Genomic DNA, 21,090 nt, shown 5'->3' on the forward strand with positions numbered 1-21,090 from the left:
GAGTGCGCGTCCCGCACCGCGCAGCGTGCCCTCAGGCAATGCTCAGCCGAACGCGAAGTCGGCCAGCAGTTGCAGGTTCAGGCCGACGATCGCCAGCGCTACCGCCCAGGCCAGCCACCGGGTCCCGGCGCCGATCGCCAGCGGGCCCATCAGGCGCCGGTCGGAAACGAACTGTAGTAGCGGGATCACTGCCAGCGGCAACTGCATCGACAGGATCACCTGGCTGAAGATCAGCAGCCGCGCGGTGCCGTCCTCGCCGTAGAGCAGGGTCACCAGCAGCACCGGCAGCACTGCGACGCCACGGGTCAGCAGGCGCCGCGCCCAGGGCGCCAGGCGCAGGCGGAGGAAGCCCTCCATGACGATCTGCCCGGCCAGGGTGGTGGTGACCGTCGAGTTGAGGCCGGACGCGAGCAGCGCCACGGCGAACAGCAGCGAGGCGAGTTCCAGGCCGAGCAATGGCGAGAGCAGCGCGTGGGCCTGCTCGATATCGACCACCTCGGTGTGCCCGTTGCGGTGGAACACGCTGGCGGCGACGATCAGGATCGCCGCGTTGACCAGCAGCGCCAGGGTCAGCGCCAGGCTGCTGTCGGCCACCGCCCAGCGCAGCGCCTGGCGCTTGCCGGCAAGGCTGCGCGGGTAGGCGCGGCTCTGCACCAGCGAGGAATGCAGGTAGAGGTTGTGCGGCATGACGGTCGCGCCGACGATGCCGATCGCCAGGTACAGGGCAGCCGGGTCGCTGAGCACCCGCGGGCTCGGCAAGAACCCTTGGAGCACCTCGCCGAGTTCGGGACGCGAGAGCAGCAACTGTACCGCGAAGCAGGCGAAGATCAGTGTCAGCAACGCCACCACGAAGGCCTCCAGCGGCCGCTGGCCACGTCCGATCAGGACCAGCACCAGCAGCGCGTCGCCCACGCAGAGCAAGGCGCCCCAGGCCAGCGGCAGGCCGAACAGCAGCTTCAGGGCGATGGCGGTGCCGATCACCTCGGCCAGGTCGCAGGCGATGATCGCCGTCTCGCAGGCCAGCCACAGCAGGCGGCAGGTGCTCGGCGAGTAGCGTTCGCGGCAGGCCTGGGCCAGGTCCAGGCCGCTGGCGATGCCCAGGCGCGCGGACAGCGCCTGCAGCAGCATCGCCATCAGGCTGGAGAGCAGGATTACCGAGAGCAGCAGGTAGCCCAGTTGCGCGCCGCCGGCGACGTCGGTGGCCCAGTTGCCCGGGTCCATGTAGCCCACCGCGACCAGGTAGCCGGGGCCGGCGAAGGCCAGCAGGCGGCGCCACCAGTGGCCGCCGCCGGGGACTTCGACCGGCTGGGCGCGACCGGGCTCGGCGGCCTGGGGGGCCGGGGTATCCTTCGCGGACATGACGAAGCTCCTGCCGGACGCGTGCCGGCGCTGCGCGCGCCTTTCCCGGCGCGCCGTGGCGCGCGGGTTGGGCGAGCGGTTCAGGGGGCAGGAAGTAGGAAGTCGGTCAGGCCGAGGCCGCCAGTTGCCGGTGCAGGTCCGGCAGGTCGCTGGCGATCAGGTCCCAGTCCTGCTCGGCGGCGAGGTCCTGGGACTGGCCGGGGCCGTATTCCAGCGGCCGGGCGATGAACGCGGTCTTCAGGCCGAGGGCGCGCGCGGCCTTGAGGTCGTAGTTGTGCGCCGCGCAGAGCATCACCTCCTGCGGCGGCAGGTCGAGCAGGCGGCAGGCGCCGAGGTAGACCTGCGGGTCGGGCTTGTAGTGGCCGAACAGGTCGGCGCACAGCAGCATGTCCCAGGGCAGCCCGGCGTGCCGCGCGACGTCGAGCATCAGCGCGGTGTTGCCGTTGCTCAGCGCGGCGAGCCAGTAGTCGGCCTTCAGCGCGTGCATCCCGGCGAGCGTGTCCGGCCACGGCCGCAGGCGGTGCCAGAAGCCAGTGATGCGTTGCAGCAGGGCCTCGTCCAGCGCCAGGCCGAACTCTCCGGCCAGGGCCTCGAGACTCTGCCGGTGCAACTGATCGAGGTGCTGCCAGGGCGCCTGGCCGTTGCGTACCCGGTCCATCGCCGGCTTGTATTGCTGGCGCCAGCGGTCGGTCAGTTCCACGCAGGGCAGGGTCCCGCCGAGTTCGCGCTCCAACGCCTGGAACTGCTCGATCAGGCTGGAACGCCAGTCCACCAGGGTACCGAACACATCGAACAGGATCGCGCGCATCGTGCCTCCTCGGCCGTGGCCGTCATCGCTTCAGTGCTTCTGTGGCAGCGCGGTGGGCAGGCCGCGGCCGCTCCAGGCGGTGACCACAAGGGCTACCGCCGCCATCAGGCAGAGCGCCAGCCAGCCGGGGACGAAGCTGTGGCTGAAGTCCTTGAGCAGCCCCAGCGCCGGCGGCGCGAGAACGATCGCCAACTGGTTGATGGCCATCGCCAGGCCGAGGGCGAAGCCGGTCTTGCCGACCGGCGCGGTATCCGCCACATAGGCCACCCAGGGACCGTACCAGCCGAAGCCGAAGAAGCCCAGCCAGGCCACTACCAGGCCCATCCCCAACGGCGATTGCAGGGGCAGCAGGACCAGCGCCAGCAGGCCGAGGATCACCGCGCCGAGGCAGACCATCACCGGGAAGTAGCGCCCGGCGCGGCAGCGGTCGCTCCAGGCGGCCAGCAGGATGCGCCCGGCGACGCCGCTGCCCTGGGCGACGAACAGCAGGGTCGCGGCCATGCCGATGCCGATCTCCAGGGTCTCGTGCAGGTAGAGCACGGTGAACACCAGGATGCCGTACTGCACCGAGATCAGCGCCACCCCGGAACAGACGATGTTCTTCATCGCTGGATCGGTGATCATCGCCAGCCGCGACTTCACCACCGCGCCCAGGTCGCGTTCGGCGGGGTTCGCGCCGGGCGCGGGGGCGTCCGGCGGGGTGCGGTAGAAGAGCATGAAGGCCAGCGCGCCGAGGAACGCTACCAGGCCGCCGGCGAGGAATGCGCTGCGCCAGCCGTAGATCCCCGCCAGGTACGGCAGCAGCGCGGCGGACAGCGCGCCGCCCAGCGGCAGCCCGGCCTGGCGGATGCCCATGGCGAAGCCCAGCTGGGTCTTGGCGAACCAGCGTGACACCGACTTGCTGCCGCCCGGCTGCGCCGTGCTGTAGCCGGCGCCGACGACCACCAGGAACAGCAGGATGGTCAGGTAGTCGGTGGCCCACAGCGAGGCGCAGAGGGCCAGCGCGACGATCAGCGTGCCGAGGCCGACCACCAGCCGCTCGGAGTAGCGGTCGAGCAGCTCGCCGGCCACCAGCAGGCCGACGATCGGCACCAGCTGCGCCGCCGACACCAGCAGGCCGATCTGTAGCGACGAGAGTTGCAGGTCGTTCTGGATGAACACGGCGATCGCGCCGATGCCCTGGACGAAGAAGCAGGCGCAGGCCTGGGCGAAGGTGGCGATCAGCAGGATGACCCAGCGGTAGCGCTGGGTCGGGTTCGCGGCGAGGGCGGCGGTCACTGGACGAACTCCCGTGCGAGGGTGAAGTTGGCTTCGCCGAGCGGATGCAGGCGCTGCAGCGACAGGTATTCGCCGAGGGTGCGTTCCATGCCCATGCGCTGGAAGATCCGTTCGCCGTCGAGCTCGGCCTCGGCGCCGTTGGCGCGCAGTTCGTCGAGAGCCTGGCGCAGCAACTGGCAGTTGTCGCTGAGCGTCACCTGGCCGTCATCGTCCACCGCGTAGGGCGTGTCCTCCATGCCGACCCGCAGCACGTCGACCTGGCTGTCCGCCTGCGCGGCATAGGCGGCCAGCCGGCGTAGCGCGCAGAGCGGGGTGCCGGCGCGAGGGCCGACGTCGAGCGGCCGGAAGTGCTGCGCGGCATGCTGCGGCATCACCGCCGCGCCGACCGTGATGCTGACCTTGCGCTTGCGCACCCCGGGTTCGCCGATGTCGTACTCCAGGCTCTTGGCGCTCTCGATCACCGCGCGGAACTGCTGGTAGGTCTCCGGGAACGGCAGGCGTGGCGAGAAGCCGAACAGCAGGATCACGTTCAACTGGCCGGAACCACCCAGGCGCAGGCGCGGGTGCTCCACGGCGAAACGGGTCATGGCGTAGCTGCGCACGTGCTGCACCCACTCCACCTCGTGGAACAGACCGAGCTTCTGGCGCGCCTGGATGCCGTTGCGGTAGACCTGGAACTGGGTCATCGGCGAGGTCACCCCGTAGTCGGCGCCCTTGCTGGTGGAGTGGGTCTGCAACTCGGCCTTTTCCAGCGCCGTCGACGGCTGGTAGTCGCGCAGGTCGGCGAGGAAGGCCGGGCTGGAGGCATAGTCGAGGTCGAGCTTGCGCCTTTGCTTCTCCAGCTCGCAGATCACCTGCAATTCGATGGCCGCCTGGATCGTCACGAAGTGCGCACCGCCCAGGTGCAGCGGGATGGCGCAGTGGCTGACCCGCTCCCACTCGCCGAAGCGGCGGATGTTCTCCTGCACCTCGCTGCCGTTGCGGCTGGCGCCGAAGCTCAACATCAGGTCGGGGAAGCGGTTCTGCAGGGCGCGGCTGACCGCCTGGTAGATGTCGTTGTCGGTGGTCTGTTCCTGGGTCAGCGGGTTGCGCGCGTGATAGTGGTAGTAGCGGCAACCCATCTCGTAGAGCTGGCGCGCTTCGTCCAGCAGTTCGCCGGGGGCGGTGCGGATGGTGGCGCCGGTGCAGATGCTGTCGAGCAGGCGGTCGCCGGTGGCGGCGTGGTTGCGCGGGGTGAACTTGGCGCCGGTGGAGGCGCATCCGAGAATCAGGGTTTTCCGGGATCCGGTCATGGTCGTCTTTCCTCCATTCATCATTCCATTGAGGGCGGAGCGGTCCGCGGCGGACCGAAAGGCTGCCCAGGGCGTCGAAAGTCGTCGGTGTCTCAGGCAGGTGAAAGATGTCGCTGGCGGGATCGTTATGCGTTGTTCTACGAGAGGGATTTAAACCGCATGGCGGCGGCCGTGCGCGGCGCATTCGGCAACGCTCGTTGCCGCCGGCACAAAGACCTTGCGCAAATCGCCCGGCGTTGCGCCAACCGCCGGCACGGCGGCGCAATGTTGCCATTCGCGCAAGGTCGCTCAACTGGCGGCGCGCTGTCGCAGGCAATCCTCCAGGGCCTCGCCGAGGCGCTCGATCTCGCTGTCGTCGGTCAGGTAGTGCGGAGTCAGGCGCAGTACCCCCGGTAGCGCCTGCTCGCGCAGCGCCCAGCGGGCATACTGCGGGCCGATGTAGGAGGCGTTCACGCCGCGCGCGTGGAGGCGCTTCAACCATTGCTCGCCGCTCAGTTCGGGGGCCGCGTAGGTCATCAACGCGCTGGCGTGCGGCCCTTGTTCCAGCGGCGTCCAGCCGAGCCGGCGGTAGAGCTGCTGGGCGATGCGTTCGCGCAACTGGCGGTTGCGCCGGGCGATGCGCCGGACGTCGGTCTGCAACAGGTAGTCGCAACTGGCCTTGAGCGCCAGGCGCAGCCCCGGGTTGAACTCCGAGCATTCGAAGCGCCGCGCGTCATCCCGTGCCTGCAAGGCGAAGGCGTCACTCCATTGCGCGCCGCCGACGTCCAGCCCGTCGGGTAGGGCCAGGCGCTCCAGGGCGCGTTCGCCGAGATAGAGCACGCCGAGTCCCTTCGGCCCGCGCAGCCACTTGCGTGGCGGGAACACCAGCACGTCGCAGCCGATCGCCTCCACCGCCAGCGGCAACTGGCCGACCGCATGGCTGGCATCGAGGAACAACAGCCCGCCATGGGCGCGGATGCGCTCGGCCACGCCCTCCAGCGCGGTAGCCGCGCCATGCCCGGTGGGCACCGCGCTGAGCGACAGCAGCGGCGTCTGGCCGGGGGCGAGGTCGTGCAACTGCTCGTCGAGCCGTTGCAACAGCTGTGCGGCGTCGCCGCGCGCGTCGATCAGGCGCAGCTCCAGCCCGCGCTGCTGGCGCGCGGCGAGCAGGCACAGGCTGTTGGAACCGTATTCGTCGAAGCTGCTGATCGCCCGTATCCGTGGATGGGCGGCCAGGGCCGCGGCAAAGGCCACCGACCATGCGCGGCTGGCGCAGTCGAGCAGGGCGATGTGCCGTGGCTGGGTGCCGAGCACTCGCGCGACGCTGTCGCGGACCGCCAGCAAGGGCTCGGCGAAATGCTCGGCGGCGCGCTGCACGCCCCAGCGCCGCTCGGCTTCCAGCCAGCTGTCGAGGGCGTCGTAGAGCACCTGCGGCGGCAGGCTGGCGGAGCCATGGGCGAAGTGCGCGTAGCTGCCCCAGGCCGGGGTCTCGCGGCGCAGGCGCAGCAGTTCGTCGGCACCGAAGGCGTCGGGGCCGGCGGGGAAGAGCGCGCTCATGGCCGCACCGCCGCGATCAGTTCCACCTCCACCGCGGCGCCGCGCGGCAGCTCGGCCACGCCGACGGCGGCGCGGGCGTGGCCGCCGCGCGCGCCGAGCACCTCGTCGAAATATTCGCTGGCGGCATCGATCACCGCCGGCTGCTGGACGAAACCCGCCGCGCTGGCGACGTAGCCGGTCACCTTGAGCAGCCGCTCGACCCGTTGCAGGCCGCCCAGCGCCTCCTCCAGCGCCAGCAGGCAGCGCGCCGCGCAGAGCCGGGCGGCCTGGCGGGCCTGTTCCAGGTCGAGTTCGCTGCCGACCTTGCCGGTCCAGCGCAGCTCGCCGTGCTGGCGCGGCAACTGGCCGCTGACGTAGGCGATGCCGGCGTGGAGCACCACCGGCTGGTAGGCGCCGCCGGCGACGATGGCCGGAGCGGGGGATGTCTGCATGGTCCTGTCCTCGTGGCGGACCCGCCCGGCCACGATGCTCGGGCGGGTCGATGGCTGGAAAAGCGCGACCTCACTACTGTGGGCCGCTTTTCCCGGTCTGTTTTGCGGGAGTCGACGAGCTGCTTGCCAAATCGGCAAAACAAACCGAACTTTAGCCTTGCAACAGGCACCGCCGCGCGAAGTAGACTGAAAACGCCCGACCGTTGAGGAACGCGCAACGATGATCGACCTGGTGATGCTCAAGGACTTCCTCGTCCTCTGTCGGATCAAGAGCTTCAGCCGTGCGGCGCAGGAGTGCCATGTCTCCGTGTCCGGGCTCAGCCGGCGTATCCAGACCCTGGAACAGTGGCTCGGCGCGCCGGTGTTCGAGCGCCACAAGCACGCCCTCGAACTGACCGAGGCCGGCCGCCAGTTGCAAGGCGTGGCGCAGGACGCGGTGCGCGCCCTGGACAACCTGCGCCAGTCGATCCGCGAGCGCGACGAAGACGCCCAGCGGCGCATTCGTTTCTGCGCCCCGCACATCCTCTCCTCGGTGTTCTTCCCGCACTGGATTCCGCGCCTGCAGGCGGACTTCCGCAGCGCCAAGTTCAGCGTCGACTGCGATTACCTGCCGCAATGCCTGTCGCGCCTGCGCGACGGCTCGGTGGACTACGTGGTGGCGTTGCTCGACGAAGGCGAGGCGGTGTCGCGCCGCCTGGGCATCGACAGCGAAGCCGAGTTCCAGCGCCTGGAGCTTGGCCACGAACAACTGGTGGCGGTCTGCGCGCCGGACGCCGCCGGCCAGCCGCTGTTCAATCTCGACCGCCTGCAGACCGAAGCGCTGTCGTTCCTCGGCTACTCCGAGGAATGCCACCTGGGTTGGGCCCTGGAACCGCTGCTGCGCGACAGCGGCCTGTTCCTCCAGCGCCATCACAGCTCCAGCCAGACCGAGGGGCTGCGCTTCTTCGCCCAGTCGCGCCTGGGCGTCGCCTGGCTGCCGCATACCCTGGTCCGCGAGGACCTCGCCAGCCGTCGCCTGGTGCGCGCCGGCGGCCAGCGCTTCGACGTGCCGCTGCGCTACACCCTGATCCGTCGCCGCCTGCCGCTACCCGGCGAGGCCGAACGCCTGTGGACCTTCCTCGGCGAGCTGGCGCGCCCGGCGCCGCGCTACGCGGTGGTCGGCGCGGCCTCCTGAGCCGCCGTCTCGGCCAGCAGGGCGCGGCGGAATTCACCGACCAGGTCGTCCTGCGCCGAACCGCTGCGGCTGACCATCACCAGCTCGCGCTGGAATTCCAGCGCGCCCAGTTCGATCACCCGTACCCGCGCCGGCTCGCGTAGCCACAGCCCGGCCCGGGGCAGCAGCGCCACGCCGAGACCGTTCTCCACCATCCGCGCGATCGCGTCGATCTCATCCAGCTCCATCACCAGGCGTGGCCTGAGCTGTTGCGCCTCGAGGAAATCGCCCACCAGGCGACCGCCGAAGGACATATGGTCGTAGCGGATGAACGGTTGCGTGCGCAGCAATTCCAGCGCATCCGTCGCAGTGCATTGCGGCGGCGCGATCAGCACGAACGGCTGGCGCTCGACCCGTTGCGCGGAGAGCCCGCGCGGCAGGTTGAACGGCGGGCGGATGAGGATCGCCAGGTCCAGTTCGGCGGCGTCCACCTGGTCCAGCAGGTGCAGCGAGACGCCCGGCACCACCTGCGGCTCGATGTGTGGCGCCTGTTCGGCGAGGCGCTTGAGCACCTCCGGCAGCAGCCCGGTCTGCGCCGTGTTCACCGCACCGATGCGCAGGCGTCCGCGCGGGCTGTCGCCCTGGCCGATGCCGTCGAACAGCGCGAGGATCTGCTCGGCCGTACGCACCGCCTGCCGCCCGGCCTCGTTCAGGTGCGCCGCGCGCGGCGTGCGCTGGAACAACTCGACGCCGACGCTGCGTTCCAGCGCGCGGATCTGCGCGCTCACCGCCGACTGCGTCAGCCCCACCTGTTCCCCCGCCGCGGCGAAGGAGCCCCGGCGTGCCACGGCGACCAGGGTGCGGAGTTCGCGGATCATCCAAGCCTCGAAAAAAGTGTTGCTCAGGCGAAATATTATGCGCTTTCCATCGAAATCGGCACGGCAAATAATTCCGGCACACCCACAGAGGAACCACGCCATGAGCCTGATGCCCTTCCACCTCGCCATCCCTGTCCACGACCTGCCGGCCGCCCGGCGCTTCTACGGCGAAGTCTTCGGCCTGAGCGAAGGCCGCTCCGCCGAGCACTGGGTCGACTTCGACTTCTTCGGCCACCAGTTGGTCATCCACCAGCACCCGCAGACCGACTCCCAGCGCCACGCCGGCAGCAACCCGGTGGACGGCCACGACGTGCCGGTGCCGCACTTCGGCGTGGTCCTCGCCTGGGACGACTGGCACGCCCTGGCCGAACGCCTGCAGCAGCGCGGCACCCGCTTCGTGATCGAGCCCTACATCCGCTTCAAGGGCCAGGTCGGCGAGCAGGCCACGCTGTTTCTCTTCGACCCCTGCGGCAACGCGCTGGAGTTCAAGAGCTTCCGCGACATGGACCAGTTGTTCGCCAAGTGAGATTGCCGGCGCTCCGCCTGGAGGCTGCGCTTACTGCGCGCAGTCCGTGCAGAACTCCAGCGCCGCGCAGCTGGACTGCTCATCCGGCAGGATCGACGTCGCGCACTCTTTCTTGCGCACCACGCTCCCCAGCGGCGCCAGCTTGAACCGCTCCGGCGGCGGGCTGGCCGGCTTTGCGCTTGTCGTCCCGTCGAGGTCGGGCTTGAAGGCGTGTTCAAGGTCGCCCAGGCGTTCGTCCAGGGTGGCGGAGGAGGCGAGGGCGGGCGTCAGGGCCAGGATGAGCAGGAGAACGCGGTAGGGCATAGGGTTTCCGGTGTGGGTGGCGATGCGCTGGAGCCGGGCACGGCATCCCCGCATGACGAGGAATCGAAGCGGCCATTCAAGGCGATTGCGTGTTGGCGATGGGATGCGCTCGCCCTCTGTTTGGCATTTTGTGAAGCGCTTCGCACCTTGCCCGAGCGGCGCTTTGTCCAGGCAAAACCGTCACCGCACAGTCCCCTTCCACCTACATCCCCCTGCGACGCACCTCGCAATGCAACCAGCATCCCGGCTGCGCCACCCTCTACCTGGACTGCAGCGCAGCCAGCGAAGATCTGTTCGACACCGCCCGCACCCGTCTGGAGTCGGCGATCGGAACGCTGAGCGTCCTCGACCTGCTCGACGAAACCGAAGAACCCGGTGAAAGCATCTGCCGCATCACCGGCTCCCTGCTGTCGCTGTTGGAGGCGGAATACGCACGCAGACACCGATAACCGACGGAGGCGGTGCCCCCGGCGAGGCCGGGGGTTGGAGGAGTCTCTAATGTGAGCTGGTATGTCCACTGAGCCGAATTCACACAGGCCTTAACTATGAGCGTCTGTGCCGTACTATCCGCCTTGTCTGGCTAGGCTGTTGTGGTGAATTGGGCATGCCTTTTCGCTACATGCCTAACGATCTCAAGTAGGTATAGGTTTCTGGTAGAGGAGCATTGCTCCCGCTCTTTGCCAGGTTCGATTTTGGGCAGGTGCCTGATAGGCTGTCGCTCAACCATCATGAAAGGACTCTGCAGCTATGCCCGCCGTTATCGCTGAGAATGATGTGTCGATCTGGGACGACGAAACTGGAGCTGTCTACCACTACCCAAGGCGATACAGCGCCATCCTTAAGCCAGGGGTGCAGGTGGTTTACTACAAGGGCAAGCTGACAGATAAGTCTTTTGCTGATCAGCGCCTCAGTGCTCAGCCGCATTACTTTGGTATTGCGCGTATCGGCAAGGTTTACCCTGACCCTGAAAGCTCGAAAGGTGATCTCTTCGCGTTGATCGAGAGTTTTCAGCCATTTGAGCAGGCAGTCCTGGCAAAAGAAGGGAATAGCTACCTAGAGCCCATTCCGCCATCGAAGGCCAGCAACTACTGGCGTAGTGGTGTCCGGGAGATTGGACAGGTCACCTTTGATAGCATCCTGGCAAGGGCCGAGATTAAGCCTTTGCAGGTTGCCGAGAGTTGGGGCGATAGAGCTTTGGGGGGCTTCGAGTCTCGCACCGAGGGCAGTCTGTCCACCTACTACGGGGTCCGCTACGAGCGTGACCCAACGCTGCGTCTCCAAGCAATTGCGATTCATGGTGTAGCTTGCAAGGCGTGCGGTTTTGATTTCGGAAAGGCATACGGCGAGTACGCGAAGGGTTTTATCCACGTTCACCACACGCAGCCCATTTCTGAGTTCGAAGCCCCCAAAGCCGTGAACCCTGAAACTGACCTGGTGCCCCTCTGTGCAAATTGCCATGCAGTTGTTCATCGCAGGCGTGATCGAACTCTTAGCGTCGATGAGCTGAAGGGGCTTGTTCGTGGGAGGTGGGTTTGGGCGGAGGCTGATGTAGTCGTTTAGGTAAGGAAAAAGAAGGAAAAAGGGGACATATTTATTTTTCTGTCAGGCTCGCCTCATAGGGAGTTTAGCCTTGACGAGCACTTTTGATCCCAGAAAACGTAAGCCCCTACAGGCGCTCCGGCAGCGTATTCGTCGCGTCCAGGTAAGGCTCAGCGCTGAGCAGTTTGTCGCGCCACCGGGGAATCTCGCTGTCTTCCACATCCAGCCGTTTCAGCCATTGATCGGCCGCCCAGCCCACCAGCCGCAATTCGCCGTCGTGGGAGCCGCCGTGTAGCGAGCCGATGGTTCCATAGCGAATGCCTTTGAGCGCGTGGTTCAGCAGCACATACGGAGCGGGCCTGGAGTCTTCCGCATCACCCGCGATATAGGGATAGGCACCGGCCTGGATTACCACGCCATCGCCGTAGCGGTAGAAGGCAAAGTGGCTGGAGGGCAGTTGCGCACGCAGGGCATCGAGCCCGCCGGCCAGCGCCAGGCGCTCGTTGTTCAGGAGGGTTAGCCAACTGACAGTTTTGATTCTTGTAGGTTTGAACTCGGGAGTATTGGCCAGCAGACAAGCCGTCCCTACATCCAAACCCGGCATACGCGCCGCCATAAAGGCTTCGGAGGGCTCGTCATTGTCCCAACTGGTCGGCGAGAGATTGTAGGCATGCCCCGCATACCCCTGCTCCGGCTCTAGTCGCCGTGCGAAGTCGATAAACAGCTGTAGGAAATCCAATGGCTGCTGCTCTTGATATAGCAGAGGTACGGAGAACTCCAGAACACTAAGATCATGCCCCATTTTGGCTTGCCAGCTCCGCTTGCCGTAAATATCAAACAGCCAGGCGCCTGCATCGCGGGATTTCTTGCCGCTGGTGTAGCAGAAGCTGAGATGATCGTCTTCATCCATTGCCCCCATCATCTCGCGCAGTGGTTGGGTGTCACGGTATGCGGTCAGTGGCTTTCCTTGTGCAGGCTCTTCACGCCAGAGCCAGGTGAGGTGAGGCTCTGCTAGGCGCTTGAACTCATCGAAGCATTGGCATAATGACTCACGTACCAGTGGGGTATGGGCATCTTTGAAGTAGAAAGTACCGCGTAGGCAAAGCACGGCACCGATATAGTCTTCGGGGCCGCCCTTCATCAACAGGTTGCCGGCTATTTCCAGTAGATGGGGTTGCTTGGCTAACTCTGCAGCCAGATCGAATGGCTGTTCCATGGGCTTTTCCTCTTGATCAATAGGCGGGAATCATCGGGCGAGGGGAACGGCCTCGGGTCAAGACGAACATCACTCCACCTGCGATGGCGACGGCCCACCCTGCTTGCTCTACTGGCACCTTGGATCGTTGATTTTCCTGGCCACAGTCGCAGTCGGAGGGTTTCATTTCAACAATCTTGTTCTTGTTGCCGGCAATCGCTGCATAATCCTCAAGTTGTTCCCTATTATGTGGGTCAGGCGGAAACTTCATCTCCACCACCTGTTTGATATTGTCCTGGGTTGGCGGCCTGTTGGGATTCTGAACGATGATCACGTCGGGCCTGCGAATCATTCCTTTCCCTGGCTTGAACGGCGGATGCTCCGGATCTTCATCCCAATACTTGCTGATCCATCCCGGTATCCAGCCATGTGGACTGTTACCGGTCTGGCTATCGAGAATCGGCTGCGGTGGGTTCTTGGTCATGTCGTAGCTGACCTCAGGCTTGTAGGGGCTGCGTCCCTGGAGAACTTCGTCCAACTCTCCCAGCCGCTGTGCCACGCACGCCTGCTTGAGGCTTTTGCCATCCTGGCTGAGGTTGGGCGTGCTGCTGCAATGGCAGACCGCCGAGCACAGCACCTTCTTGTCCTGCGGATCGAGCCTGGATTCCAGGGTGCCGACGGGGTTGGTCCTGCCTTCGGGGCTCATGCCTCCCCGGGACAGGCTGGGCTGGTCGCTCATGCGTCGTCCCTCTGCACCAGGTCGATGTAGAGGGTCTCCGCGGTGGGGCGCTCGATCCAGGAGGTCATGCCGTCGGCATCCGTGGTGTCGAACGCATTCCAGCCGCCACTCGACCAGACCCTGACCCGGCGTCCGGCGACGGGCTTGCCCGTTTCGTGGTCGATGAGCTGGAAGCGCCCGGAACAGGGCACGCCGTTGCGGTTAGGGGGAAGGGCGGGAGCGCGCGGGGCGGGCGTGAAGACGTCGCCGATGAGTACCGTCCCCGAGCCGCCGATCACCACATTGCCGTGCGCCCCGATACTACCCAGCGTCACCGCCGGCAGGCCGTTGATGAGTACCGTCGACGAAACGGCTGAGATCATCGGGCTTCCGCAGGCTGAGGCGTCGCCTTGCCGTGCTGCCGGCAGGCCGTCGAAAACGACGTCGGGAGAGCCCTGGACGATGGGGTTGCTGCCATGCCCTGGCACTGGGCAGGTCGTTGGATCGGTGACGCGGGCGGCGGGTTTTCCACTCATGTGCGGGTCCTTGCATCAGTGAGATGTGCTGGCCGCTCTGGCGGCCAATTCGGGATTGAGCGAGTCGGCACCTATCGCCAGCGGAAGAAACGCAGAAGGGGACTTCTCCTTATCCCACCTCCCGGCATCGGTTTCTTCTCCGGCCCGCCGAGGACCGTAGCGAGGTGCGCCGGTCAGTCTTGAGGGTGCGACACGGAAGCGCCGGCTACCTGCAGCGCTGCAACTTCCAGCCGGGCGTCGCGGCGGGTCTGTTCCGTATGGCCCTGGATGATGCCGGGAATCAGGAAGGCATCGACGATCCACCAGATGCCGGTAATGATCAGGGGGAACAGGGTGAAACAACCGATCAGTGTGATGATCAGTTGGGTAACCGCCGTGCCGGTTTTCCCCAGGTAGAAGCGGTGTGCGCCGAAACCGCCCAGGAAGAACCACAGAAGATAGGCGGTGCCGGTGGATTTCTGGGCGTTGGAAACTTTCTGCTCCACGAGCATTTCAGACTGTAGTGACATGAGTTTTCCCACTGATCCATGCGGAAGATATGGTGGGAATTGAAACGTTGCCAACGGTGTTTTTTCAAGCATCCAGTCTGAGGATATTTTTGATTTGTAGTTTTATTGCGGAACTCTGGAAGAGTCGGCCAGGAGTCGGAGCTCCTGGACTTCGTAGAAGTGCTTGAAAGCAACTGGCGAGTGGCTGAAGTTTATTGGCGAAAGGCGTCCGGCCGGGCGCCTTTCGCTTTTGTCCGTTAACTTCATAGTGGCGTGGTTTCGAACTTTATCTTTTGATAGTTCTCGAAAATGAACCTGTCTTCCGGCGACAGGGCCGTTTCGTCGAAGGGCAGGATCGCGCCGTCATGCATGACCTTGTAGTCGCGAGAGGTGATTTTCGTCTCCGCCGTGGTGAATGTACTCATGAAGCGCTTATGGGCATCCCCCTGGAACTCCTTCCTGTGCTGGAGGAAGTAGGCGAAGTCCATGTGCCCGACCATGAAGACGATGCTCCAGTCCTTCCTGGCGGCTATGTCCCATTTCCACATGGCGGAGAGTTTCCGCCTAATGGCCTGGTCGGACTCCCTCAGGGCCTTCTTGAGACAGTCGAAGGCGTAGGTACTGTCTATGTCGAATTCGCAGATGGTCAGGTAGTTCACGAACTTTTCGCCGAAGACACAACTGGAGCCGAGGGTGAAAATCTCGTATCCCGGGTAATACCTGCGAAAGAAATCAAGTTCCGTCAGGAACCAGTCTTCCAGTGCGGGTCGGCTGCTCTTTCCGTAGACGTTCTTGACGATGTCTGGCGTATATTCGAACCCTTCGCTGGTGCAGGTCAGAACGTTCTTCTCATCTTTGGCGATGACTATCCTGTTTTTTGCTCCTTTCGGTTCCTTTTTCATTTTTCTTGTCCTTCGAGCGTCTGTGGAGGCCGGTTTATCGTGTTTTGGAATCTCTGTTTTAGGTTTCGCTTTCCAGGGATATAAGACGCCTGCTTACCCTGGTAGTGAGTGTCTAGCTCAAATTCTTTTTCTGTGCTTGACGAAAAGTATGCGTCGGTTTCTCGGAGGCTCGTTTTCTTGGGCGGGGAGTTTCGAACCTGAATCCATGAATGTTTTCCTGCCAGCGTTCCAGAACCTTGTTGGCGGCGGAATCGAACGGTCTCATTAACAGATTCGGGAAATATCATTCCACGCGTCCGCAGCCAAAAGGGCGGGCTGGCGAAGCTCGCCGGGTGCCGGTCACGGTAGGGGAGGGAGCAGCAAGGCGAGCCGGCAACAGGAAAGGCCCGGCGCTGGAGGAGCAGGCAAGGAACTGGGCAAAGAAAAAGCCCCTGAAATTCACTAGGAAAATCAGGGGCTTATCGTTTGCGTTTGGTGGAGCCGGGGGGATCCGACCTCGATTTCAGGATCGGACCCTAGGCGCCTTGGGGATCAAGCCGGGACCGGGCCAAGGTCCGATGCTGTCTGGCTTTCTCAGTGCTTAAACATAGGAAGGATTTTTCGAGCGTCAAGGGAGCAACAAAGTTAATCGCCGATTTCAGTGAGACCTTGTGGCGGTGGAGTGGGCAATTTTTCCAGTTCAAATCCCGAGTGGGGATTTGAACCATTGACTTGAAGGATGGCTCATTCGACCGAGGAGGCTGCCGAATGCAGTCGCGCCATTTCCAGCCTGGCCTCCTGCAGCAACTGACCTCAAGCATCAGGCCGGTGGGTGTGTCCGCGCTGTTCGCCATCCACATGCGACGTTGAAATCATGCAAAGGCGAACTCCCCCCGCCCGGAACAAGCTTTGCTTCTCGGAAGTGTTCGCTGAGAAACGTGTGTCGATGGACTGGCACGGATTGGTCCTGAACTGCGTGCTGAGCAATCTGATGGTGGCGTAATGCCTTGCCCCCACGATACCATCGCACCCAGCCTGGTTCGGAGTCGCTCAGGCCTCATTCGGTAATCCGGCGTCCGCTCAATATATTTCAAGGAACAGACAGCAGCATGGAAAGCTGGGGTAGGGGCAAAATCCGATGGGTCGACTATTACGCTTCATTCGAAACCGTCGTCAGTGATTCCGAGGCCCCCGGTGATCTCGCCACCGTGGTCATTGACGCTATACCCAAATCCGCCGCCACAGCCCTCAAGACGCTCGAGCGCGAAAGGGTTGTCGAAGATCTGGATCATCACTTCCCAGTTTTCCTGCTGACGGCAACTCTGGAGTCGGAGCGAGCCAAGGCCTTGGTGGACAGTCCCGGCTGGGTCGAACTGTCGATTGGAACCGATCGCTTTGGCGAAGAAGACAGTTTCGAAGCCTCGGCGATTTCCTTCGAAGGGGATGAAGACGGTGCTCGAACGTCATTTTGGGTGAAGGTAAAATCCACTTCGGTGGCGAAGCGCAATTTGAATGCGCTCGCAGCGCTCGCTGAGTTGTCGGCCATTGCCGACGCTAACGCTTCGAGCCTGGTCGTCTTCGACTGTGGAGGAGAAATTCGCGGCGTAGCTGTCTACGATGTGGGGCAGGCGAACTTCTGCGCCTTGGTAGACGCGTTTGAGCATCCCGTTGTTTTCTTCGATCTCGGTTGGCCGCTGTCCTTTAATGGTAAGTCTCGTCGTCTGCCCGGGCCGTTCAATCCCTTTATTCCAGCTCGCCGAGGCAGCGGTCCCCAGCCAGTCATTCTGTCTCATCTCGATTGGGACCACTGGGGATTTGCGTTCCACTCCGGACGAGCTCTGTTTGACCCACAGCGTGGCCATTGGCGCTCAGTCGTCAAGTACAAGGATGAGGCCCTTCGCAGGCCCTGGCTGATGCGGCGTCCGCGGTTTCACCGACACAAACTCGGCCCAAGTCACATCCACTTCGTTTTGACGCTGAGCCGCACCACCCTTTTCGACGGCAGCCCCGCTCTGACTTTTTGGCCGGCCAAACGAGCCAGGCTGGATTTCACCCACTACACCGTCGTACGTTGCAGCCCGTCGCAACGGCGCGAGTCCAGCGCAGCCTACCTGAGGAACAATGAATCACTTGCCCTCTTGGCTAAACTGGAACACCGCCCTGAAAAGGTTCTGCTTACCGGGGATGCCGATTACCCCTCCATTCCTGCTAACCATCTGCGTGGCCTGACTGGCATTGTTGCCCCCCATCATGGAGGCGCCATCACAGAATTTTCGACTCCTGTAGCGCCCCGCGGCAGCCGAATGATTCGCTCCACATACCCAGGCTGTTATCGCAGTGTGCCGTCAGATGACGCCGAGACAGAAGCTGAGCTCAGTGGGTGGGAAATTCACAGCACGAATGTCAGGGTCAAATGCCCCAGCATGTGCTGTGTCCATGGAAACAAGCTCATTCCGTTGGATGTACTCAACCCCAAGTGCGGGTGTCGACAGGTGTCGCGGGCAGGTCTTTGCCTAAGCTGAGGAGCGAGCTGAGCTCCCGTCAGTTACTGTCGAACTAGCTAATCCGGAGCTCAGGCCGTCGATGGGCAGGTGACCGATGGCTCCAGCCATGTAGGCCACAACGGTGGAGGTCGCCTCGTTGTGTCAGTAGGACCCTACCCTTGGCTGGTCCGTCCCGGCCTTTAGTGTTTCGTCACCTTTCCCTGTGGGGGGTAGGCACCCTATAACTAGGCTTAGAGGAAAAAGAAGGTGCTTTGCGCCGGTGCGGTGATCACGTCGCTGAGTTTGATGCTTTCACCTTTTCGCCGCTTAGACCTGCCATCCTTGTCGCGCACTTCAAGGTCTTGGTTGGACACGGCGACATTCAATGAGCGCTTCACCACTTCTTCGTCGGCCATGGTGAAGTTCGCCACGCCGTGCATCAGTGCCTCAAACGTCTGCTCACGTTGCTTGTATAAGAGCTGCGGCAACAGCTCGGAAAGCTCGGTACAAATGCGCTCGTGGGTGGCGCCATCAAAGTGGTGCTCTTCTCCGAGCAGCAAGTCTTGCTGATGCGTTACCTGTACATCTCGGTTGGCGTCATAGCCGACAAACAGCGACGGTGAGAGCAAGTGCGAAAACTGGTTACCATGGCGCCAATGGATTGACTTCATGACGTCGTTGGCCCGGTACTGGTTCGCCAAGTGGATGAACCAGTAGGTGCGTGGGTTGGCGCCCAACGGTGTGATGAAGAAAACGGTCATGAACTGCGCGCCGCTTTCGATCAGGATTCCTTTGGAGAGGCAGCGTTGAATCAGGTACTGCCACTCGTGCTTCTGGGTGGCCTTGAGGGCGGCCAGCTCACTCCAAGGAATGTGTTGTTCCAGATTAATGTTGGCAATTGCTTTCCGGTTTGGTTTGCGATCGGCAAGGTAGGTGATCAGCGCATCGACGTTGAAAGTCAGTAGCACCTCTGCATTCTTGAAACGGCTAAAGATCGACTTGATGGACGAAAAAGGCACGTCGCCATAGGCGTACTGATCCAGAAGAAACAGTGCCCGCCCACCGTGGCCAAAGTCCTTAATGCGCTGTGTTATTGCCGGCAGTGCTTGGGTAAAGTCTGAGCAGGTTAGAAATACATCACGATCGATACGTTGCCCAAGGCCCTGCGCGGTCAATACGGCGCGTAGGCAATCGATGTTGCTCTGCTTTACATCGACAAAAAAATTCTGAGTTCGAACTACCCGTGGTTGCGTTCGGTTCACGTTGATCAGTGTTTCTGCGGCTCGTACTGCCTCTAGAGCAATCAGCGGAGAGCCAAAATGGGCTTCGCCGTCGAGGTCATGGTACTGACCACCACCGCAGAAGCCGTCCACGATGGACAAACGCAGCTCTGGGATAAGAGCATTCCGCATCAGGACCTGGACATAAGACTGCAGGTACTCGCTGATAATCTGGTGCTTGACCTTGCTATGCGGGTCAATTATCGGGAAAGTGCGTGTTTGCCAGTCCCAGATGTATTTCTCGTTGTCCTTGGCCATCGACGCTTCCTACATTTCTCAGGCGAGCTGCAGCAGCGGGATTTCGGTCCACTTCTGCTTCATTTGTCTGGCTCTGTTTTCTGACTTTCCGCCGACGATCCCCCTGTGGATGTCAGTGAGATCGAGCCGGTATAAGTCTTCGAGTCGGAGGGCTGTGGGGAGCAAGCGAATGGCCGCCGGAACTTGGCGCAGGTAATCCATCCGTGGAATCCCGTATCCCCTGTCCTCCATTGCTCCACCAAGCCAGGCATCGGAGGGCGGGGTGTAGGAGCTCATGGCCTGAACACGCCGCACCAGGTTCTCTGCATGGCAATTTTTGCAAGCGGGTGAGACCTTCGTGCGACCCACGATGGGGTTCCAGGTCATCTCTGTCCATTCGATGCGCGTTTGTGTGCTCACAGCACCCATACTCCCTGTAAGGGCTTGATGTTAGGGTGTTGAAGTGAAGGAAGTCAAAATGCCAGCAAGCCATTGGCGGTTTATGGCGCGACATACGGGGCATCGTTGGCTGCTCGATGCATTAAGGATGAATGATTCGAGGTGGGGCTATGGTTAAGCATTCGTTTGGTGGTGAGTGGACGCGCATTAAACTTGAGCGGCTGGAAAGCTACCTCAAGATCTACACCACAGCACTGAAGAACCAGCCGTTTACTCTGCACTATGTCGATGCGTTTGCGGGGACAGGTCAACGTGATGACGACGACTTGAGCTCGGATCCTCTTTTGGAGCTGGAGGTACTCAGGGGCTCAGTACGGCGCGCGCTCGACTGCAAGGATGTGTTCCATGAGTACCACTTCAACGACTTGAAGCTTGAGCATGTGCAAGCGCTCGAAGAGCTTCGCGCCGAGTACCCTGACAAGGTGATCCATATTACCCAGCTCGACGCCAATGAGTTTGTCACCCGCTTCTGCCGAAGACTGAGGGGGCGAGATCGGGCAGTCATCTTTCTTGACCCTTACAGTACTGCGGTCAATTGGAGCACGCTTGAGGTCATTGCAAGTACACAGAAAGTGGATCTATGGATGCTGTTTCCGATCTCAACGTTGCTGCGCCTTCTACCTCAAGATGGTCCTAGAGAGGAGTGGAGGCCGTGCATTGAGCGGTTGTTGGGGACTTCGGAGTGGAAAAATGCATGCTATGCCCCAAGCCAGCCTCTGGTAGACGATCTCTTTGGTGAGCAAGAAGTTCGTTCACAACGCTCGGATTACGAGGCGATAATCCAATTTGTGACAATGCGTCTAAGGGAGATCTTCGCGCATGTCGAAGAGCCCACGCGGCTTACTCGGAACGCAGGAGTGTTGTTCCTTTTTTACTTTTCAGTCTCCAACCCAAAAGCGAAAGCGCTGGCAGCCAAGCTGGCTCGGGTCACTCAGCCGAAACGGTAGGGATAATCGGGTACTCGTCATAGAGACGGCCATTGAGCAAACGGCCGTTGGCTTTCTTGTTACGCTTGACGCCGTCCGCGCCCCATCCGCCCCATTGCTTGAAAAAGAAAGCCACCTCGGCCTCGGCGCACTGCCGTTTGACGTTGATCGCCCATTCCGGCTTCATGGGCCGCGCCCTCGCTCCGGATTCGCCGCCGACGATAACCCAGTCCATGCCAGAAAGATTCATCTCGCCAAGATCCTCGAGCAGTGGCTCAACGGATAAGAAGCGGATAGTCGCCTCAACCTTGCGAAGTTCATCAATACGCGGCAAACCGTACTTACGGTCTTCGACCGATACCCCTAACCAGATGTTGCTCGGTACCGGTCGGCTACCAAAGTACTCCGGTAATCTGGAAGCTCGCTTGGTTAGTATCTGGTAGGAATGCTGTGGTGTTCGGGTGATCGTATCCATCACCTGGTCGATGAAGCTGTCCGGGACCTCTTCATGGAAGAGGTCGCTCATCGAGTTGACGAAGTAGAGTGTCGGCTTCTTCCTGCGCAATGGCTGCTCTAGGCGCTCAGGCATCAGGCGCAGTGCAAAGCCATCTTCATAACCGGCCGCGCCCATCGCCTGTAAGCGCGCCGCCATCACTTCGGCATAGCAATGCTTGCAGCCGGGGGATACCTTGGTGCAGCCAGTCACCGGGTTCCATGTTTGCTCTGTCCATTCAATGGCTGAGTAGCTGCTCATCGCACATTTTCCTGTATTAATATACAGTGT

Annotated in this window: 22 protein-coding genes; 6 read left to right on the top strand and 16 right to left on the bottom strand. The window is 62.6% G+C overall.

The genetic code is table 11. The annotated features are described in order from the left end of the window. Positions 1 to 42 precede the first annotated feature (42 nt). The 6 genes from JHD77_RS15385 to JHD77_RS15410 all read right to left on the bottom strand — a co-directional run bounded on the left by JHD77_RS15385 (position 43) and on the right by JHD77_RS15410 (position 6,704). A complete protein-coding gene (locus JHD77_RS15385; RefSeq protein WP_003106624.1) occupies positions 43 to 1,359 on the bottom strand; it encodes an Nramp family divalent metal transporter in 1,317 nt (438 codons plus the stop codon). Between the two features lie 106 nt (positions 1,360 to 1,465). Next, complete coding sequence (locus tag JHD77_RS15390; protein ID WP_003085652.1) at positions 1,466 to 2,167, bottom strand: haloacid dehalogenase type II; 702 nt, start codon at positions 2,165 to 2,167, stop codon at positions 1,466 to 1,468. A gap of 30 nt (positions 2,168 to 2,197) precedes the next feature. After that, the gene (locus JHD77_RS15395) at positions 2,198 to 3,445 is read right to left on the bottom strand and encodes an MFS transporter (protein ID WP_003085654.1); all 1,248 of its coding nucleotides are present in this window, start codon (positions 3,443 to 3,445) and stop codon (positions 2,198 to 2,200) included. Next, positions 3,442 to 4,737 carry a 3-keto-5-aminohexanoate cleavage protein gene (locus JHD77_RS15400; RefSeq protein ID WP_031756388.1) on the bottom strand — a complete coding sequence of 432 codons (1,296 nt, stop codon included), beginning with the start codon at positions 4,735 to 4,737 and terminating at the stop codon, positions 3,442 to 3,444. The genes JHD77_RS15395 and JHD77_RS15400 overlap by 4 nt, the downstream gene beginning before the upstream one ends. A gap of 288 nt (positions 4,738 to 5,025) precedes the next feature. After that, complete coding sequence (locus tag JHD77_RS15405) at positions 5,026 to 6,273, bottom strand: aminotransferase class V-fold PLP-dependent enzyme (RefSeq protein WP_031756389.1); 1,248 nt, start codon at positions 6,271 to 6,273, stop codon at positions 5,026 to 5,028. Then, positions 6,270 to 6,704: a RidA family protein gene (locus JHD77_RS15410; RefSeq protein WP_003158601.1), complete on the bottom strand. Its 435-nt coding sequence runs from the start codon at positions 6,702 to 6,704 to the stop codon at positions 6,270 to 6,272. The genes JHD77_RS15405 and JHD77_RS15410 overlap by 4 nt, the downstream gene beginning before the upstream one ends. A 220-nt stretch (positions 6,705 to 6,924) precedes the next feature. Between JHD77_RS15410 and JHD77_RS15415 the strand changes: the two genes are divergently transcribed. After that, a complete protein-coding gene (locus JHD77_RS15415) occupies positions 6,925 to 7,878 on the top strand; it encodes a LysR family transcriptional regulator (protein ID WP_003085661.1) in 954 nt (317 codons plus the stop codon). Here the strand turns inward: JHD77_RS15415 and JHD77_RS15420 are convergent. Beyond that, complete coding sequence (locus tag JHD77_RS15420; RefSeq protein WP_003158600.1) at positions 7,851 to 8,735, bottom strand: LysR family transcriptional regulator; 885 nt, start codon at positions 8,733 to 8,735, stop codon at positions 7,851 to 7,853. The genes JHD77_RS15415 and JHD77_RS15420 overlap by 28 nt on opposite strands. Positions 8,736 to 8,835: 100 nt before the next feature. Between JHD77_RS15420 and JHD77_RS15425 the strand changes: the two genes are divergently transcribed. Beyond that, positions 8,836 to 9,261, top strand: a complete 426-nt coding sequence (locus JHD77_RS15425; protein ID WP_003158599.1) for a VOC family protein — start codon at positions 8,836 to 8,838, stop codon at positions 9,259 to 9,261. 30 nt (positions 9,262 to 9,291) lie between these two features. On the opposite strand, the gene JHD77_RS15430 is transcribed toward JHD77_RS15425, so the two are convergent. Further along, positions 9,292 to 9,564, bottom strand: coding sequence for a hypothetical protein (locus tag JHD77_RS15430; RefSeq protein ID WP_003123013.1), 273 nt, complete (start codon positions 9,562 to 9,564; stop codon positions 9,292 to 9,294). A 206-nt stretch (positions 9,565 to 9,770) separates the two neighbouring features. Between JHD77_RS15430 and JHD77_RS15435 the strand changes: the two genes are divergently transcribed. Both JHD77_RS15435 and JHD77_RS15440 read left to right on the top strand, forming a co-directional pair. Next, entirely contained in the window at positions 9,771 to 10,013 is a 243-nt protein-coding gene (locus JHD77_RS15435) for a hypothetical protein (protein ID WP_191519465.1), read from the top strand. A 298-nt stretch (positions 10,014 to 10,311) separates the two neighbouring features. After that, on the top strand, positions 10,312 to 11,124 hold the full coding sequence (locus JHD77_RS15440) for an HNH endonuclease (RefSeq protein ID WP_023122696.1): 813 nt from the start codon (positions 10,312 to 10,314) through the stop codon (positions 11,122 to 11,124). A gap of 106 nt (positions 11,125 to 11,230) precedes the next feature. Here JHD77_RS15440 and JHD77_RS15445 read toward each other — a convergent pair whose 3' ends face one another. From JHD77_RS15445 to JHD77_RS15465, 5 genes are all read right to left on the bottom strand, one after another. Next, positions 11,231 to 12,319, bottom strand: a complete 1,089-nt coding sequence (locus JHD77_RS15445; protein ID WP_031756391.1) for a DUF3396 domain-containing protein — start codon at positions 12,317 to 12,319, stop codon at positions 11,231 to 11,233. Positions 12,320 to 12,335: 16 nt separating this feature from the next. Beyond that, positions 12,336 to 13,037, bottom strand: a complete 702-nt coding sequence (locus tag JHD77_RS15450) for a VRR-NUC domain-containing protein (RefSeq protein WP_003111822.1) — start codon at positions 13,035 to 13,037, stop codon at positions 12,336 to 12,338. Further along, positions 13,034 to 13,552, bottom strand: a complete 519-nt coding sequence (locus tag JHD77_RS15455; protein WP_031756393.1) for a PAAR domain-containing protein — start codon at positions 13,550 to 13,552, stop codon at positions 13,034 to 13,036. The genes JHD77_RS15450 and JHD77_RS15455 overlap by 4 nt, the downstream gene beginning before the upstream one ends. A gap of 173 nt (positions 13,553 to 13,725) precedes the next feature. Next, entirely contained in the window at positions 13,726 to 14,061 is a 336-nt protein-coding gene (locus JHD77_RS15460; RefSeq protein WP_003119438.1) for a TM2 domain-containing protein, read from the bottom strand. A gap of 242 nt (positions 14,062 to 14,303) precedes the next feature. Next, complete coding sequence (locus tag JHD77_RS15465; protein WP_003109444.1) at positions 14,304 to 14,942, bottom strand: hypothetical protein; 639 nt, start codon at positions 14,940 to 14,942, stop codon at positions 14,304 to 14,306. Between the two features lie 1,088 nt (positions 14,943 to 16,030). On the opposite strand from JHD77_RS15465, the gene JHD77_RS15470 reads away from it, so the two are divergent. After that, entirely contained in the window at positions 16,031 to 17,443 is a 1,413-nt protein-coding gene (locus JHD77_RS15470; protein ID WP_126525739.1) for a hypothetical protein, read from the top strand. Positions 17,444 to 17,655: 212 nt separating this feature from the next. Here JHD77_RS15470 and JHD77_RS15475 read toward each other — a convergent pair whose 3' ends face one another. Together JHD77_RS15475 and JHD77_RS15480 are read right to left on the bottom strand one after the other, a co-directional pair. Next, positions 17,656 to 18,942: a three-Cys-motif partner protein TcmP gene (locus JHD77_RS15475; RefSeq protein ID WP_126525741.1), complete on the bottom strand. Its 1,287-nt coding sequence runs from the start codon at positions 18,940 to 18,942 to the stop codon at positions 17,656 to 17,658. Positions 18,943 to 18,960: 18 nt separating this feature from the next. Further along, positions 18,961 to 19,341: a DUF5131 family protein gene (locus JHD77_RS15480; RefSeq protein WP_191519322.1), complete on the bottom strand. Its 381-nt coding sequence runs from the start codon at positions 19,339 to 19,341 to the stop codon at positions 18,961 to 18,963. Between the two features lie 149 nt (positions 19,342 to 19,490). Between JHD77_RS15480 and tcmP the strand changes: the two genes are divergently transcribed. Beyond that, entirely contained in the window at positions 19,491 to 20,327 is an 837-nt protein-coding gene (tcmP, locus tag JHD77_RS15485; protein ID WP_126525745.1) for a three-Cys-motif partner protein TcmP, read from the top strand. Here the strand turns inward: tcmP and JHD77_RS15490 are convergent. After that, the gene (locus tag JHD77_RS15490) at positions 20,308 to 21,060 is read right to left on the bottom strand and encodes a DUF5131 family protein (RefSeq protein ID WP_094776044.1); all 753 of its coding nucleotides are present in this window, start codon (positions 21,058 to 21,060) and stop codon (positions 20,308 to 20,310) included. The two genes, tcmP and JHD77_RS15490, sit on opposite strands and share 20 nt — an antisense overlap. Positions 21,061 to 21,090 lie beyond the last annotated feature (30 nt).

It is taken from the genome of Pseudomonas sp. P20 (genome assembly GCF_016463925.1).
In the GTDB taxonomy this organism is placed as follows: Bacteria; Pseudomonadota; Gammaproteobacteria; order Pseudomonadales; family Pseudomonadaceae; genus Pseudomonas; species Pseudomonas aeruginosa.

Coding starts and splice junctions, on each gene's coding strand:
- JHD77_RS15385 (WP_003106624.1), bottom strand. CDS start 1,359: ATGTCCGCGAAGGATACCCCGGCCCCCCAGGCCGCCGAGCCCGGTCGC.
- JHD77_RS15390 (WP_003085652.1), bottom strand. CDS start 2,167: ATGCGCGCGATCCTGTTCGATGTGTTCGGTACCCTGGTGGACTGGCGT.
- JHD77_RS15400 (WP_031756388.1), bottom strand. CDS start 4,737: ATGACCGGATCCCGGAAAACCCTGATTCTCGGATGCGCCTCCACCGGC.
- JHD77_RS15405 (WP_031756389.1), bottom strand. CDS start 6,273: ATGAGCGCGCTCTTCCCCGCCGGCCCCGACGCCTTCGGTGCCGACGAA.
- JHD77_RS15410 (WP_003158601.1), bottom strand. CDS start 6,704: ATGCAGACATCCCCCGCTCCGGCCATCGTCGCCGGCGGCGCCTACCAG.
- JHD77_RS15415 (WP_003085661.1), top strand. CDS start 6,925: ATGATCGACCTGGTGATGCTCAAGGACTTCCTCGTCCTCTGTCGGATC.
- JHD77_RS15420 (WP_003158600.1), bottom strand. CDS start 8,735: ATGATCCGCGAACTCCGCACCCTGGTCGCCGTGGCACGCCGGGGCTCC.
- JHD77_RS15425 (WP_003158599.1), top strand. CDS start 8,836: ATGAGCCTGATGCCCTTCCACCTCGCCATCCCTGTCCACGACCTGCCG.
- JHD77_RS15430 (WP_003123013.1), bottom strand. CDS start 9,564: ATGCCCTACCGCGTTCTCCTGCTCATCCTGGCCCTGACGCCCGCCCTC.
- JHD77_RS15440 (WP_023122696.1), top strand. CDS start 10,312: ATGCCCGCCGTTATCGCTGAGAATGATGTGTCGATCTGGGACGACGAA.
- JHD77_RS15445 (WP_031756391.1), bottom strand. CDS start 12,319: ATGGAACAGCCATTCGATCTGGCTGCAGAGTTAGCCAAGCAACCCCAT.
- JHD77_RS15450 (WP_003111822.1), bottom strand. CDS start 13,037: ATGAGCGACCAGCCCAGCCTGTCCCGGGGAGGCATGAGCCCCGAAGGC.
- JHD77_RS15455 (WP_031756393.1), bottom strand. CDS start 13,552: ATGAGTGGAAAACCCGCCGCCCGCGTCACCGATCCAACGACCTGCCCA.
- JHD77_RS15460 (WP_003119438.1), bottom strand. CDS start 14,061: ATGTCACTACAGTCTGAAATGCTCGTGGAGCAGAAAGTTTCCAACGCC.
- JHD77_RS15465 (WP_003109444.1), bottom strand. CDS start 14,942: ATGAAAAAGGAACCGAAAGGAGCAAAAAACAGGATAGTCATCGCCAAA.
- JHD77_RS15470 (WP_126525739.1), top strand. CDS start 16,031: ATGGAAAGCTGGGGTAGGGGCAAAATCCGATGGGTCGACTATTACGCT.
- JHD77_RS15475 (WP_126525741.1), bottom strand. CDS start 18,942: ATGGCCAAGGACAACGAGAAATACATCTGGGACTGGCAAACACGCACT.
- tcmP (WP_126525745.1), top strand. CDS start 19,491: ATGGTTAAGCATTCGTTTGGTGGTGAGTGGACGCGCATTAAACTTGAG.
- JHD77_RS15490 (WP_094776044.1), bottom strand. CDS start 21,060: ATGAGCAGCTACTCAGCCATTGAATGGACAGAGCAAACATGGAACCCG.